Consider the following 14,381-nt stretch of genomic DNA (forward strand, 5'->3'; position numbering starts at 1 on the left):
CTTCTCTTTTTTCGGTTTAGGATTGGCTGCGGCCTGCCACAAACTCGGCAATCGTGCGGGTCATGACGCCTGTGCCGCCGGCGGGCTGCATGTCGCCTGCTGTGGATGTGTACGCCGTACCCGCGATGTCGAGATGCACCCAAGGCGTATCGCCGACGAATTCCTGGAGAAACACGCCGCCGATGATCCCGTGGACATAGCGTCCGCCGGAGTTTTTCAGGTCGGCAAACCGGCTCTTGTTCAGGCTGCGGTACTCTTCGAAGGCAGGCAGTTGCCACAGACGCTCGCCCGCGATGTCTGCTGCGGCAAGCAGTTCATCCATGAGCGCCTGGTTGTTCGTCAGTGCGCCGGAGCAGTAATGTCCGAGAGCGACGACGATGCCGCCCGTCAGCGTAGCCGCGTCGACGATGCATGACACGCCCTGCTGTTTGGCATACGTGATGCAGTCCGCCAAAATGAGCCGCCCTTCCGCATCCGTGGTGATGATCTCGACCGTTTTTCCGCTCATGGTCGTAATGACATCGCCAGGGCGGAACGCCGTGCCGGATGGCATGTTTTCCGCCGTTCCAATGACGGCGAGCACGTTGACCTTTGGCTTCATCTGCCCCAGCGCCTCCAGTGCGCCGATCATCGCCGCCGCGCCGCCCATGTCGGACTTCATGTCTTCCATGCCCGCTACCGGCTTGATGGAAATGCCACCCGTATCGAATGTCACCCCTTTGCCGACCAGGCCGATCACATCGTCCCACGTCTCTCTTCCCTGGTATTTGACCGCTACCACGTACGGTTCCAGCTCACTGCCTTTCGCGACGTTGAGAACGCCGCCCATGCCCAGTTCTTCCAGCTTTGCTTGATCCAGCACCTCGACCGCCATCCCGTAGCGCTCGGCAACCGCGACTGCCGCGTCCTTCAAGGCGCGTGGTGTCAAGTAGTTGGCAGGCTCGTTCACGAGCGTGCGGGCCAGGTTGGTGCCGGAAACGAGCGCATTCCCCCGCAGCACGCCTGTCTGCACGGCGCTTGCGGCGTCATCGGCAGCCAAAATCCGCACGGTGGCAATGGGCGGAAATTCCCGCTTCGCTTTTTGCCGGTACCCTTCATAATGGTACTCGGCCAGTCCGAACGCTTCCGTCACAGCCTGGGACAGACGCTCGGCGCTCATATGCTCGGTTGTCGGCAGGTCAATCGCGACGATCTTCGCTTTTCCTTTGGAAGCGACGGTTTTTGCTGCCCGTCCCCACGCATGGCGCGCTGCGACAAAGTCAAACTTCGCCGGCTCACCCATGCCGACGATGAGCAATTTTTTGGCGGCGATCCGGTTCAGGCCATGAATCACCGTCACCTCTTTGGCCTCGCCCGTAATTTCTCCTTCTTGCTGCAAGCCGCTGAGACTCCCGGCAAAAGCGGCTTCCAGCTCCGGATACACCTGAGAAAGCTGCTCCCCTTTCCAAAGCGGCACAATCAGCTCGTCGCACGCGTAGCTCACAAGCTGCGGGCGTTTTTCTACGGTTACTTCCATATACTCTTCCCTCTTTCGCTGTGATAGGATACAATTATGGGCACATTTGTGTTAACACGATGTGTCTACGCACAAGCGCAAGGATGGAAACGTCATGGCTTTCGCCTCTGCGTACGGAATGGCATCCTGATCCGGCAGCATGGCCTCGCACTTTTCTATGTAACGAAGCACTTCCCCTACATCCAGCCCTCCATGCACGGGTCCGTAGCGGGACAAATACTTCCGCGCATTGCCAAACATCCAGCGAGCGCCTTTCAAGTTGCCGTATTCAAGATGGTACAGTCCGACTGATAGTTGCAGCATTCCTTGCAAAAATTTATCGGATTTGTCCTCCATCCAGATGTCTTCCAGCAGATCGTGGCATTCGTAGTACTCCCCTTCATTGAATTTTTCAATGAACTGCAAATACTGCGCGGGATACTTCATGGATGCACGCCTCCGTTTCGCACCTGCTTTTTTCCATAAAAACTGCCTCGTTGAGAAGCGCCTGCCTGTTTACGGCTGACCTTCCAACCAGAAGCTTTCCTTATGGTACCACAGATTGGCAACGCTTAACATCCAAACGAAAACTTCACGGATTAAGACAACGCCCTTCTGTTACAATAAACTAGAGAAGCGTACAGTAGAAAGGAATGGATTTTCCGTGGCGGATATTCTCGAAAACTTCCCCTTATGGGCTGCACTCATTGCCATAGGAATCGCCCAATTCATCAAAATTCCTCTCCATTTTTTTGCAACGAAAACATGGCAATGGTCGCTGTTGCTCAGCACGGGCGGTATGCCCAGCTCTCACTCCTCAGCCGTAACGGCGCTGTCGACCGCTGTGGGGTTGAAAGAAGGCTTTTCCAGCAACATGTTTGCCATCTCCGCCATTCTCGGCATGATCGTCATGTTCGATGCCGCAGGCGTTCGCCGTCATGCCGGCATGCATGCCGTTGTCTTGAACAAACTCGTGGACGAATTCAATCACCTTTTGGAAGGCATGAAATCGTTAAAAGTGCGTCCGAACCAGGAAAAGGCGAAGAAGCTGAAAGAGCTGCTCGGGCATCAGCCGATCGAGGTGCTGATTGGCGGCTGGCTCGGCGTGATGATCGCATTGTTGGTACAGCCGTTTTTCTAGGACGTTTCCACAGGGGGGAATCACATGCGCATCGTTTCCATCTGTCCGAGCAATACGGAGATCCTCTATTATGTAGGGCTGCATGAACACGTGGTGGGGCTGGACGATCACTCCGACTGGCCGCCGGAATGGCAGCATTTGCCCCGCGTCGGCCCCGACCTCTCCATCGACATGGAGCGGGTAGTGGCGCTCCGGCCTGATCTGGTCGTTGCCTCACTGAGCGTCCCCGGCATGGAAAAAAACGTGGAGGCACTGCGGGAGCGAAATATCCCGCATCTTGTGCTGAACCCTTCGCGAATCGGCGAAATTGCCGCGGACATCAGGCTGGTCGGCGAAGCGACTGGCTTTCGCCAGCAAGCGGAGCAGTTGGCGGTCCATTTTGACGAAAGAATAGAAAGCATCCGACAACAGACCGCTTCCTGTTCCCGGCGTCCGAAGCTGTACTGGGAATGGTGGCCCAACCCGATCTACACCCCGGGTCGGGAAAACTGGCTGACCGATGTGAGCGAGATTGCCGGAGCCGTCAATGTGTTCGCCGACTTTCCCGTCGCCAATGTGAAGGCGACACGGGAGATGGTGCAGGAGCGCGACCCTGACCATATTTGCGTCGTCTGGTGCGGGATCGAGCTTCGCCGCATCAAGCGGGAAACGATCACGAGCCGTCCGGAGTGGCGCGACATGACAGCGATCCGCCAGGGGCAGGTTCATCTGCTGGAGGAAGGGCTGTACTGCCGCCCGTCTCCCCGCATTCTCGACGGACTGGAACAGCTCGTCAAGCTGATTCATCCCTAGCATATTGGCCAAATGCTGCAAGCTCCAGGCTTTCCCCTCGATGTTTCCTGCTTGCCAGCCACGACCAAAAAACGTTCAAAGCCATCGCCTTGAACGTTTTTTGCTGTTTCTCTTCCCTGCCGTCGCTGCGGTTTAGTTCGCCACGTCGGCCATCGCTGCGATTCCCTTTTGGTTCAGGTTGTTGAGAAAAGCCTCTGTCAGCTTTCCTTCCCCGCGTCTAACGATATAGACATCCACTTCTTTTTTGCCCCATTGGGTGAAAACGTCTTGCTTCGTCTCAAAGTACAGGTCGATCTTGTGGCCACGAATCGCTCCGCCTTTGTCTGCCACCACCCCGTAGCCGTAGCCGGGAATGTACAGGATCGTTCCCAAGGGAAAAATGTGCAAGTCAGCGGCAATCGTCGAATAATCGTCCCTGCGAACCTTCACGCCCGAGTAAGTAATCCCGTAGGACGGATCGGAAGGAGTTTTTCCCGTCGACTCGAACCCGGCGTAATAACCGGTGGCGATGACGCGAACTTTTGGGTATTGCTCAAGAAATACGTCTGCTTTATCAATGACTTGAGTGAGTGAACTGGCCGATACTGTCCGTTTTTTGACGACCCGTTGTCCCTCTTTGATTTCCTTGATTCCGAAGGTGGAAGGGAGATTGTGGTCCCCGACCACGTTGTAGCTGTATCCGTCGCTTGCAAATGCCGTCAAGACCAGGATGAACAGCGCGAGGATACTGATGAACTTCTTCCCATTCATTTCTTGGTAAACCTCCTCTCGGTTCTAGTCATGTCCCGAAGAGGAGAAAACTATACACAAATAGTGGGTGATTACAGAAACATTCTGACAACACAAAAAAACAGACCCTCCACCAAGGCCTGTTTCTTCTCTCCTAAAACATCCGATATCCTTTTTTGCGCAGAAGTGAAATCGTCCAGCCGCTGCCTACGGTCCCTGCCATTCCACAGCCGAGAATAATGGCGTCCCAGACGCCGGGAACGATTTTTTGATAGATCAGCGCTCCAGCCACCACGCCGACTCCGATCACGACGGGCAGCCAGGTCGTTTTCAAAATCATGTTTAAAATAAATCCTATGCCAAAACCGAGTACGGTGAACAAAACGATGGAAACCAGAAATTGCAAGATGCTCATCGACCGCAAGACCTCCTGCCATCGTCTCCGGCGTTGCCTTTTGCCTTTGAAGTCGGCAAAGTCAAGGGAGGACGGGCTATTTTCGCTCTTTAGTGTAGCAAAAATGGCAGATATAGGTCAATACGAACAACCGCTGCGAGCGCAGACGAAAAGAACCGCCGGGGAACATCCCCTGACGGCTCTTGCTCTATGCAACATGTGTGGATGGCTATTGATTGGTGGATACAGCTTCTTGATGAGCGTCTTGCCCTACCCCATCACAGTTCGGGCAATTTTCCGTGCCCCCCAGGAGCAGCTGGAAATACCCCTGACCATTGCAGTACGGGCATTGTTCTTGGTCATGTCTCATGATGAGCTCCCCTTTCTCCATACATGCTCCGCCGTGAATTGCATGTATTTTCAGATTATTTTGATACATCTAACTATAGCAGAACCGAACCCTTCCTCACAACACAGTTTTTTCCGGATATCGCAGAAAAAACCGCGATGTAAGCGGAAACATCGCGGTTTAGCTATCCGATTCTCATCCATGCTTGAAGATTTTATAGGAAGTGTACTGGAAGACAGGGTCCACCTCATAGGATTTCCCTTCCATCCCCGCTTCCCGTCTGGTGTAGCCAGGTAAAATCATTTTCAAGTATGTAGAAGAAAGCGGATGATCGATCAGTTCCTGAATCGGCAAAAATCGCGCCTCCGCAATCTCGCCTTCCTGTGGACGAGGCTCGCCGCTCACGTAATCCATCCAGAAAACCACCATATTGTCGCTCACCGACTCGCGAATGACGCCCGAGCGGATACCCGCTACCTGCCGCACGACAGCTTTGATCCCCGTCTCCTCGAAAACCTCGCGCACCGCTGCCTCGTCGACCGTCTCGCCTTCCTGCACGAACCCGGCCGGAAACGACCATTGCCCTTTCAGCCCGCTGTACGTTTTTTTGACCACCAGCGCCTCTTCTCCCCGGATGACGATCCCGCAGGCTCCTAGCCACACTTTTCCTTCGCGCATGCTGCTCGCTTCCTTTCTCCCCCAAGCTTCCTGTCCCACTTTTGCTTGATACACGAAACCCCCGGCAATCGCTCGCCGGGGGTACCCGATCAGTCGTCGTCATCGTCCAAAAGCCCATTGTCAATCATGTAGCGCAGATTTTCCCGATCCCTCTCCCGACCCTTTTCCTTGAGCCGGTCGATGGCAGGCAGGATGAGAATATCTACCTCGCGCTGCACATGCCACGCCAGGTCGTGGCGCCCTTGTTCTTCCAAAAAAGCGCCTACTTCCATCAACGCGTTGTACCGCTCCATTTCGTCGCGGGTCATCAGCCCTCTGACTTGAATGCTCGCGTGACGCATCGCTTACAGCTTTACCTTTTTCAGTGCGAGGCCGACGCCGCCGATTTTGTACAGGTAGCGCAGGTCGCTTGCTTTTTTCATCATCGCTGCTGTGCTTCCAAACAGCTTTTTCGAACCGACCTGGCCGATTCCTTCTCCTCTGCCGAGAGAAGCCAATGTTCCCTGCAAATGAGGAACGAACTTTTGCGGAAGCTCTCCGCGAATGAGCGCAACGAGGTTTTCCCCGAGCGTCTCGCCTTCCTGTACGGCGATTTGCGCTGTCGGCGGATAAGGACGGCCTTCCTCGTTGAAAATGAGCGCGCAGTCCCCCACGACAAACACGTTTTCATAGCCTGGCGCCCGCAAGTATTCGTCTACCTTGACGCGGCCGCGCATGACCTCGAAGCCTGCTTTTTCCACGATGCTGTTGCCGCGAACACCTGCTGCCCAAACCACCGTTTTTGCCTTGATCTCTTCGCCGGTTGCCAAAAGCACTCCATCCGGCGTGCACTGTTTGATCGGGGTGCCGATTTTGAATTCGATGCCTTTGCGCTCCAGCACCTCTATCGCGTACTGAACCAGTTCGGGATCAAAGCCCGGCAGCGCAGAGGGCGCCGCTTCGATGCAATACACCTTGACCAGCTCAGGGTCCACATCAAACTCCTGGCACAGCTCTGGCAGGCGATCGCCCAGCTCTCCGCAAAATTCGATTCCCGTAAAGCCCGCGCCCCCGACCACAATCGTCAGATAATCGGTGCGATGCGGCTCGTTTTTATATTTGGAAAACATGTATTCGATATGCTCGCGAATATGGCGCACGGCGTTGATGCTCCGAATGCTGAAGGCATGCTCTTTCAGTCCTTCGATGCCAAACGTCTCCGGCTCGCTGCCGAGACCGATCACGAGGTAGTCGTACGTCAGCACGTCGCCGTTTTCCAGCGTGACGCTCTGTTCCTCCGGCTGGATCGACTGGACCGTGCCTTTGACAAACTGCACTTTGTCCTGGTTCAGGAGCCGTTCCAGCTCGACTCTGGCGTGATCGGCCGAAGCGGTGCCCGCAGCCGGCTCATGCAGCCAGGTCGTGATGTAATGATAGTTGTGCTTGTTGACCAGCGTAATGTCCGCTTCGTTGTAGTTCAGCTTCTTTTGCAGCTTCAGCGTGGTAAGCAAGCCGCCGTATCCTGCTCCAAGAATGAGGATTTTGGGTGTACTCATCGGTATCCCTTCCATTCTTTGTTAGTGGTAACCAGTGGAAGTTTGTGCGAAATTTCACGTAGGCTGTTACTTAGTAAGATGCCCAAACGAATAAAAAAGGACGTATCCAAATGATTGCCTGTTATGTCCAATGCTCCAACCTGTGAAAAATTGCACAAACATAAAAACAACAAATGTGACAATTTCTTTACATTCACCCTCATCATATCGGGTGCCACCGTGATTTGCAAGGGTTTTTTGCCCAGGAAAGCGTTTTTTCCCTGCTTTTTTTTCGTTCATTTATTGGGGTATAATGGGTGAGGAGTTCGTTTTTCGAATATTCGGAGGTGCTTTCGATTGAATTTTCTGCAAAAGGACGAGCAAATCTACGACATTACGATCATTGGCGGAGGGCCTGCCGGTTTGTTCACTGCTTTTTACGGCGGCATGCGTCAGGCAAGTGTGAAAATAATTGAGAGCATGCCCCAGCTTGGCGGGCAATTATCCGCTCTCTATCCGGAGAAATACATTTACGATGTAGCCGGGTTTCCGAAGGTGTTGGCCCAAGATTTAATCAACAATCTGAAGGAGCAGATCTCGCGTTTTCAGCAAACCATTTGCCTGGAAGAAAAGGTGGAGAACGTCGAGAAAAGAGCGGACCATGTGTTCGAAATCACTACGGACAAAGGCGTACACTACTCCAAGTCTGTCATCATCACAGCCGGCGTGGGCGCGTTTGAACCCCGCAGACTGGAACATCCGGATGCCGTCAAATTTGAGAAATCCAATCTGCACTACTTTGTCACCGACCTGAACTCCTTCAAAGGACAGCGCGTCGCTGTCGTTGGCGGCGGCGATTCCGCCCTCGACTGGTCGTTGATGCTCGAACCGATCGCCAAAGAAGTCCACCTCATCCACCGCCGAGACAAGTTCCGTGCCCACGAGCACAGTGTCGAGATGCTCATGTCGTCCAAAGTCAACGTCACTACGCCTTATGAAATATCCGCTCTTCACGGCGATGAGCGAATCGAACGGCTTACCCTCACGAACTGCACCACGAAAGAAGAACGCGACCTGGAAGTCGATGCCGTCATCGTCAACTTCGGCTTCATCTCCTCCCTTGGCCCGATCAAAAACTGGGGGCTGGAGCTGGAAAAAGGCGCGATTGTCGTCAACTCGCGCATGGAATCGAACATTCCCGGCATTTTCGCTGCTGGCGACATCGCCACTTATCCGGGCAAAGTCAAGCTGATTGCCGTCGGCTTCGGCGAGGCTCCCACCGCCGTCAACAACGCGGTAGCCTACTTCAACCCGGACGCGAAATTGCAGCCGGGGCATTCCTCCAGCATGGACAACTTCAAGTCTTGACTTCCCGTCTCGATGAATCGATCCATTCCTTGTGCCGCCTCGCTTGTGCGGTGCAAGGATTTTTTTGCGTGACGGCGGGCGTTTCGCGGGGGCGCATAGCTGTCCGCATTCTGACACACAGTAAAAAAAGCAAAGCGATACGCATGCCGCTTCTGTTCTGGAGGAACAAACATGGACCATCTTTGTCCGGTTTGCAATGGATTGACTTCTCTCTCGCACGCCTGCCAGCGCTGTGGCACGCCGCTTGCGGATGCCGGTCGCCTGTACGACTACTACGGCGATTACAGCCCGTATCGGGACATCAATGACGCCAAGCTGGACAACGGCTATCCCGACCACCGCAATCACCAATGCCTGCACACAGCCTGGTGCAGCACCTGCCAGACCGAACAGACCGTAGCGGTGCAGGAATGTACGCCCGCCATGCTTTTTCGCGAGGGAACCTGAAATGTTCTTCGTCGCAACCGCGGAAACACGCAGAAAAACGGAAAAGGCGTGCTTGAATCCGTTTCGATCGGGTTCGCACGCCTTTTTCTTGTTCCCGCGCTTATTTCTTGCTTTGCGCCAGCTTCTGGGCCAACACCGTATTTTTCGCTTTCATTTGTTCCAGCATTTGCGGCAACGCCTGTTTGATTTTCGCCGCATCTCCCGATTCAATCGCCGCATGGAAGGCTTCCTGCGTCATCCGCATTTTGTCCATACGGGCTTTCCGGGCATCGCGATCGTCCTTCGTGCCTGGCATCCCCATGTTTTTCTCTTTCCACTGGGCTAACTGCTGCTCCATTTGCTGGCTGGAGATTTCGCCTTTTTTCACCTGCTCGTTCAGCTTGCTGACGAGCTGCCTGCGCTCCTCCCGCTTCGCTTTCCATTTCGGGTCTTCGCGAAGGGCGGCAAATTCGCTCATTAACCGCTCGCGTTCCTTGAACACTTCTTGCCACTGCGCCACGCTGTCCGGTGTGTATTTTTCCGCTAACAGCAGCATGTACATCTTTTGATGAACGCTGCCATGCATCCCGTGCCGGAAATGTTTGTGCTCCTTTTCATGCTCGCCATGGCTGTGCGCTGTTTGGTGGACTGGCGTCATTTTCGCATCGGCCAGACTCGCTTCCGCCGCCTGCGCGAAGCTCGGCAGGGCCAGTCCGATTGCGAGTGTCGTCATCACCATGCTGTTTTTCCACTTGTTCATGTTGCTCTCTCCTTTTCGCTCATCCGTGGTTGCGCCTTGTTTTGGCATTGCCCTCCAGGGGATCATTGGGTGTTTGCCGGGCTAGTCATCAGTTTTTCCATCATTTGTGGCAGAGTTGTCGTGGAATGATAGAAAAAATGTGGAATTCTTGCGGTCAGTTTTTCTAAAGGGGCCGTAGCCCTGCCTGATTCAAGCCAAACAGCTTCACCAGCCCCATCTGCTCCAGATCCTCTCTCGTCTTTGGCGTACCGTGCTGGTAAATCAGCCGATAAATTTCCCGCAAGTTGTCATCGTACTCGTCATTGTCCCGATCCGGCATATCCGACCAGAGCGTATGACCGTGCATCCACATCATGAAGTCGCCGTGTACACAGTTGTTGAACAGATCGCGCATCATCCCGACCTCCACATCCGTTGCCTCGATTTCAAAATCATAGGTGGAGGCGCCTTTTTCATCGCGAATCTCGGCAACCGTCGTCCCGGCTTGCAGCGTCACGTAATATTTGTTTTTTTCCAAGGTGTCATCTCCATTCGCGAAAAAAAACGACTTGAAAACTTTTCCTTCTTACCTTGTGCAAAAAACGGCGAAAACATGTGCTGCCCCCCTGTCTCCGCCGAAAAAATTAAAAACACCCTGACCCGCAAAAAGCAAGCCAGCGTGTTTGGTTCCGTATTTACTTGACGACCAGTGTAGCAAACATTTTGGCGTGATCCGGCCCGCAAATCACATTGCAGAAAATTTTATATTCGCCAGGCTGATCGATTTTCAACGTCTTGCTGCCGTCTTTTTGAATATCGACATCCAGACCTTCGATTCCGATTCCGTGATAGCCTTCGGTCGACTTGAAGGTAAGGGTAAACTCTTCGCCTGCTTTGACTTCATAGGTGTCCTGGTTAAACTTCCAGTTGCTCGCTTCGATGTTGATCGAGGTGCCAGTAGTCGCTGCCGCTGGAGTCTCTGTAGCCGTATTTGCCGCCTGCTCTTTTTCGCCGCCGCATGCTGTCACAAGCATCGCCGAGAAGGCAACGGCCGAAACCAGCAGAGTCCACTTCTTGTTCACAATGACCCCTTCTTTCTCTTTGATTCTACACTTCCATCTTACTGGAAAGCAGCTGCCCAAAATCTGGGAATCTGTGGCTGAATCGTGACGAATTTGCTACCAATTGTTGAACACTCAAACAGTTTGGCCGTCTGTATTCGCTGCCCAGCCGATGTGCACCGGAAACGACAGCGTCTTTTCCAGATAGGTGAGCAAAAGACAATGAGTGAGGTTGTCCGTTAAGAGCTTCAAGTCTTTGAACGAGCTGATGATTTCGAAGCTCGACGCGGATTTCTGGATGATGAACGGCACTTTTTACTCGGTGCTGAACTCCAGCAGCGATTTGTGCAATTGCTGCCTTGCCCGATACTTCGATAGGTTGAACGACTGCCAGCTCGCCTCTGCCTGCAATTCCTCCCGCATGTTTTCCAAATAATACGCGACGTCCTCGCGCAGCGATTCGTCCGCCTTCAGTTCCAGCAAATACGGAACCACATCGTACGACAGCCTGCCCAAATATTCGACGCCGATACTTCTCGTGGCATAGTAGCGCTCCATGTTGTTTTTGGCGATGATGACGTCCATGTTGATGTAGTTGAGCAGCACGTAGCTCGCGAGCGACACCACCGCATAATACTTGATGAGCGAAAACGTATGCCGCCAAATTTTGCACAAGGCGATCGCGAACAAGATCAGCAAAAAGATCATGAAGATGTGCGCGAGCAGACGGCTATGCGTGTAACCGTACGCCTCCTCATACAGCGACAGCCGAAAATAGGCGGAAAAGAGCATGAAGCTCGTGCATACCGTCAACACAGTGAGCAGTACCTGCACGACCCGGTACAGCAGCCGCTTGGCCCGCGAAACCAGGTGCATGGTGCAGAGCAGGATCAAAAAATTAATCATCGTTACCGTCACCAGCTCATTGAAGCCGTTTTTGGCGTACTCGGCATAGGTCAGGCCGTCCGGGAGCGCCGCTTTGGCTCCGCTGAACAAATACGAAATCTGGACATATGTAAACGCGGCATACCCCAAATCAATCATCGCCAGAACCGTCACCAAAATCACGCCGTCCCAGACCAGCTTGCCCTCTTTTGGCGGCAGCGGAATTTCTACAGCTTCCTCCCTTTTGCCAAAAAGCGAGTACAGATAGCCGAAAACGAGCAGCGTCACAAGCCCGATCAAAAACAGGCGAAAGGCGCCTTCTACCGCATCCAGGTCAATCATCCTGTTCGGAATTTCGTGCAAAAAATGCCCAAACACCTGATCTGCTTGCGACAACAGCGTCAGCACGACGAGCAAAATCGGCAGCGAGATTCCTACCCCGATCATCACTCTTTTCAGCACGCCGTACTTCTCCTGATTCATCCGCGCCTTGAGCCATTCTCTCGTCAAGGCAAAGGGCAGGCGCGTATGCTTGAGCGTGAAGTAAAACAGTGTTTCCAAAAGCTCGCCCACAAAGCCAAGCTCGTACCACTTCGACTTGTGCCGCCCCGTGAGTAGCATCGTCTGGAGCACGAACAAAACCGGCACGAGAACAAAGTTGAACAATTGAAAATATTCGTTGGAAAACAGGGCGAAGGACAGCGCCAGCAGGACGATCGGCACCGTCAGCAGCCACCCGTACACATGCTTTCGCGAAAAGCTCAGTTGCCCGTGCCGCCTGGCCTGCCAGCCGTACAGCGCATACATCGCGATGGCAAACAGCAAATACGAGATACCAAACTCCTTGCCGTAAAACAAAAGATCCCCCAAACAGCCGATTGCGAACGCCCCCAGCAGCAACCACTGCAACGCTTTTTGCTCTTGTGACCATTCCGCCACGCAATTCACTCCTCACGATACGATATTTGCTCCTTGGATAAAAAACGAGTCCGCAGCTTTCCGTTGCGCGGCTGCCTTTGGTTAGTACGCACAGGCTTGGCTTTTGTTACAAATTGCTGGAAAAGCTAGCGCCCTTCCTTTTGCTTGTCCCGTTGCGAAACGCTGGCCTTTTTTTGCCTCCATCCAAAAAGCCCGACACCAGCCAAGGTGTCAGGCTTTCTCGCAACTCCGATCTCATCCTGCCGCTAGTCGAGCTAGTTCAGCTTTTCCGCAATCGCCAGCAATTCCTCTTTTGCAATCGCCTGGTTCTTCGTGCTCACTTCAAACAGCAGCTTACTGTTGTCGCTGTAAAACTTCACGGTGCGCATATCCGTGCCATCCGGAAGCCTGCTTGCGACATACAGCGCTTCTTTTTTCTGTACGCTCACTTTTTCCACGGTTTCATCCGGTCCCGCTTCCTCCGTGATGTACTGCATCCGGTCGAAGTTCGTAATGACGACCGTGACCTTGCCTTTCGTTCCGTTGTACTCGGTCGCGACGGAATCAATGCGCGGCTCGGGGGAGACTTTGCGAACCACGAAGTCTTTTTTGCCCTGCTCTGCTTCCTTGTACATGTCTTCGAACAATTCCGGCTGGCGATGGTTGAACGAATAATTGACCACTCCGGTTGCAAACCGGTACCCGCCCGCGAGGCTCTCCGGGAAGGCATAGAAGCTTCCGGTTTCTTGTTGCAGGGCAGACGTCGTCTCATGAATCACGGGAATGCGTGTAAAAAATACTCGTTTGTCCGGGTTGTCTGGCCCTGGTATGTAGATCGCCGCACTCTCTCCCGGTTTGAGCGTATCGCGCGCCTGATCGAATTTGGATTTTTTCTTTTCGTTGACTTCCGTTTTGTTCTCTGTTTGCTCCACCTTCACGACGACTTCGCCCTGCTCGTTTTTCAGATCGTACACTTTCATCGCCGCATAAGCGGATGTCACCCCAAAGACGAGAATAACTGCCACAATCAATCCGATTCTTTTTTTCATAGGAACCTCCCGCGTTTTTTGGTTACGTTCTTTGATTTTTTGAAGGACCCGATTTTTGACATCGAAATCATCGTCTGCTACTGCCACCAGTTGCTGCTTCCACTCACCTTGTTGCTGAGATCGTGTCATGACTATCACCGCCTTCACTTACGAGCATGTAGGATTTGCACTTTTTCACAATTCGCTCATACTGCTTTCGCAGCGTGGCAGGCTTTGTATCGAACAAAGCGGCCAGCTCGTCGTAGCTGTATTCCTCGACGACGCGCAAAATCAGCAGGTTGCGCTCACTCGCTGACAGCTTGGATACCGCCATGTGAAGAGGGGTGCTCACATACTCGGTGTCTTCGACTTTCTTCTCGCCCTCATGCTTGCTGAACGTCTGCATCCCGGCGCGCAGCAAAGTGAGGATACGCCCGCGTTTCGCCCGGTTTAACACGTTGACGCAATGATGGTAGGCGATCTTGTACAGCCAGGCGGAAAAAGAGACGGTCTGCCAATAGCTGTCCAATTGCTCGTACGCTTTCAGGAAAACTTCCTGGACGGCATCCTCCGCTTCCTGGCGATGTCCCAGCATGTGGTAGCAGTAGACGAAAAGCTGCCTTTGCATCGCGTCGATGATGATGCCAAACCGGTCAATATCCCCGGCTCTTACCTCCTTTACTACTTGCTCGATCTCGTTACGATCCAACCCTCTCACCTCCAATTGACACATATAACAAACAAAGCGGTCATTTTGTGACAGGAAACCAAAAAAACCTCCCTGACCTGTGAAGTGCACCCCTTAAAGTAGACATTGGAAAAACCCTTGTGGTTATCCGATGAAAATTTTAGGGGGTGTATTTT

Annotated in this window: 19 protein-coding genes; 4 read left to right on the forward strand and 15 right to left on the reverse strand. The window is 53.3% G+C overall.

Translation table 11 applies throughout. The features are described from left to right. Positions 1 to 16: 16 nt before the first annotated feature. Both ACTHO6_RS17165 and ACTHO6_RS17170 read right to left on the reverse strand, forming a co-directional pair. Positions 17 to 1,516, reverse strand: coding sequence for a leucyl aminopeptidase (locus tag ACTHO6_RS17165; RefSeq protein WP_440242979.1), 1,500 nt, complete (start codon positions 1,514 to 1,516; stop codon positions 17 to 19). A gap of 51 nt (positions 1,517 to 1,567) precedes the next feature. Further along, positions 1,568 to 1,942, reverse strand: coding sequence for a DUF309 domain-containing protein (locus ACTHO6_RS17170; RefSeq protein WP_440242980.1), 375 nt, complete (start codon positions 1,940 to 1,942; stop codon positions 1,568 to 1,570). 217 nt (positions 1,943 to 2,159) lie between these two features. Here ACTHO6_RS17170 and ACTHO6_RS17175 point away from each other — a divergent pair, with 217 nt between their 5' ends. Continuing rightward, positions 2,160 to 2,636: a divergent PAP2 family protein gene (locus ACTHO6_RS17175; protein WP_440242981.1), complete on the forward strand. Its 477-nt coding sequence runs from the start codon at positions 2,160 to 2,162 to the stop codon at positions 2,634 to 2,636. Between the two features lie 24 nt (positions 2,637 to 2,660). Continuing rightward, a complete protein-coding gene (locus tag ACTHO6_RS17180) occupies positions 2,661 to 3,428 on the forward strand; it encodes a cobalamin-binding protein (protein WP_440242982.1) in 768 nt (255 codons plus the stop codon). A 132-nt stretch (positions 3,429 to 3,560) separates the two neighbouring features. Here ACTHO6_RS17180 and ACTHO6_RS17185 read toward each other — a convergent pair whose 3' ends face one another. From ACTHO6_RS17185 to ACTHO6_RS17210, 6 genes are all read right to left on the reverse strand, one after another. After that, entirely contained in the window at positions 3,561 to 4,178 is a 618-nt protein-coding gene (locus tag ACTHO6_RS17185) for a 3D domain-containing protein (protein ID WP_440242983.1), read from the reverse strand. Positions 4,179 to 4,311: 133 nt separating this feature from the next. Further along, positions 4,312 to 4,572, reverse strand: coding sequence for a YuiB family protein (locus tag ACTHO6_RS17190; protein WP_440242984.1), 261 nt, complete (start codon positions 4,570 to 4,572; stop codon positions 4,312 to 4,314). A gap of 208 nt (positions 4,573 to 4,780) precedes the next feature. Beyond that, on the reverse strand, positions 4,781 to 4,942 hold the full coding sequence (locus ACTHO6_RS17195) for a YuiA family protein (RefSeq protein ID WP_440242985.1): 162 nt from the start codon (positions 4,940 to 4,942) through the stop codon (positions 4,781 to 4,783). Positions 4,943 to 5,095: 153 nt separating this feature from the next. Continuing rightward, on the reverse strand, positions 5,096 to 5,578 hold the full coding sequence (locus tag ACTHO6_RS17200) for an NUDIX domain-containing protein (RefSeq protein ID WP_440242986.1): 483 nt from the start codon (positions 5,576 to 5,578) through the stop codon (positions 5,096 to 5,098). Between the two features lie 89 nt (positions 5,579 to 5,667). Then, on the reverse strand, positions 5,668 to 5,919 hold the full coding sequence (locus ACTHO6_RS17205) for a hypothetical protein (protein WP_007785712.1): 252 nt from the start codon (positions 5,917 to 5,919) through the stop codon (positions 5,668 to 5,670). Between the two features lie 3 nt (positions 5,920 to 5,922). Beyond that, on the reverse strand, positions 5,923 to 7,113 hold the full coding sequence (locus ACTHO6_RS17210) for an NAD(P)/FAD-dependent oxidoreductase (protein WP_440242987.1): 1,191 nt from the start codon (positions 7,111 to 7,113) through the stop codon (positions 5,923 to 5,925). Between the two features lie 336 nt (positions 7,114 to 7,449). On the opposite strand from ACTHO6_RS17210, the gene ACTHO6_RS17215 reads away from it, so the two are divergent. Both ACTHO6_RS17215 and ACTHO6_RS17220 read left to right on the forward strand, forming a co-directional pair. Continuing rightward, positions 7,450 to 8,460 carry an NAD(P)/FAD-dependent oxidoreductase gene (locus tag ACTHO6_RS17215; protein WP_440242988.1) on the forward strand — a complete coding sequence of 337 codons (1,011 nt, stop codon included), beginning with the start codon at positions 7,450 to 7,452 and terminating at the stop codon, positions 8,458 to 8,460. 171 nt (positions 8,461 to 8,631) lie between these two features. Continuing rightward, entirely contained in the window at positions 8,632 to 8,907 is a 276-nt protein-coding gene (locus ACTHO6_RS17220) for a hypothetical protein (RefSeq protein WP_440242989.1), read from the forward strand. Positions 8,908 to 9,007: 100 nt separating this feature from the next. Here the strand turns inward: ACTHO6_RS17220 and ACTHO6_RS17225 are convergent, their stop codons facing one another. The 7 genes from ACTHO6_RS17225 to ACTHO6_RS17255 all read right to left on the reverse strand — a co-directional run bounded on the left by ACTHO6_RS17225 (position 9,008) and on the right by ACTHO6_RS17255 (position 14,226). Next, the gene (locus ACTHO6_RS17225) at positions 9,008 to 9,646 is read right to left on the reverse strand and encodes a hypothetical protein (RefSeq protein ID WP_440242990.1); all 639 of its coding nucleotides are present in this window, start codon (positions 9,644 to 9,646) and stop codon (positions 9,008 to 9,010) included. A 163-nt stretch (positions 9,647 to 9,809) separates the two neighbouring features. Beyond that, on the reverse strand, positions 9,810 to 10,163 hold the full coding sequence (locus tag ACTHO6_RS17230; protein ID WP_440242991.1) for a hypothetical protein: 354 nt from the start codon (positions 10,161 to 10,163) through the stop codon (positions 9,810 to 9,812). 157 nt (positions 10,164 to 10,320) lie between these two features. Beyond that, a complete protein-coding gene (locus ACTHO6_RS17235) occupies positions 10,321 to 10,707 on the reverse strand; it encodes a cupredoxin domain-containing protein (RefSeq protein ID WP_440242992.1) in 387 nt (128 codons plus the stop codon). A gap of 114 nt (positions 10,708 to 10,821) precedes the next feature. Continuing rightward, positions 10,822 to 10,998 (reverse strand): hypothetical protein, encoded by a 177-nt coding sequence (locus tag ACTHO6_RS17240; protein ID WP_440242993.1) that lies wholly within the window; start codon positions 10,996 to 10,998, stop codon positions 10,822 to 10,824. 3 nt (positions 10,999 to 11,001) lie between these two features. After that, positions 11,002 to 12,510 carry a DUF4153 domain-containing protein gene (locus ACTHO6_RS17245; RefSeq protein WP_440242994.1) on the reverse strand — a complete coding sequence of 503 codons (1,509 nt, stop codon included), beginning with the start codon at positions 12,508 to 12,510 and terminating at the stop codon, positions 11,002 to 11,004. Positions 12,511 to 12,764: 254 nt separating this feature from the next. After that, positions 12,765 to 13,667, reverse strand: coding sequence for a hypothetical protein (locus tag ACTHO6_RS17250; RefSeq protein WP_440242995.1), 903 nt, complete (start codon positions 13,665 to 13,667; stop codon positions 12,765 to 12,767). Beyond that, positions 13,642 to 14,226, reverse strand: coding sequence for an RNA polymerase sigma factor (locus ACTHO6_RS17255; protein WP_440242996.1), 585 nt, complete (start codon positions 14,224 to 14,226; stop codon positions 13,642 to 13,644). Before ACTHO6_RS17255 ends, ACTHO6_RS17250 begins: the two co-directional genes overlap by 26 nt. Between the last annotated feature and the right edge of the window lie 155 nt (positions 14,227 to 14,381).

It is taken from the genome of Brevibacillus sp. SAFN-007a (assembly GCF_051967035.1).
Taxonomy (GTDB): Bacteria; Bacillota; Bacilli; order Brevibacillales; family Brevibacillaceae; genus Brevibacillus.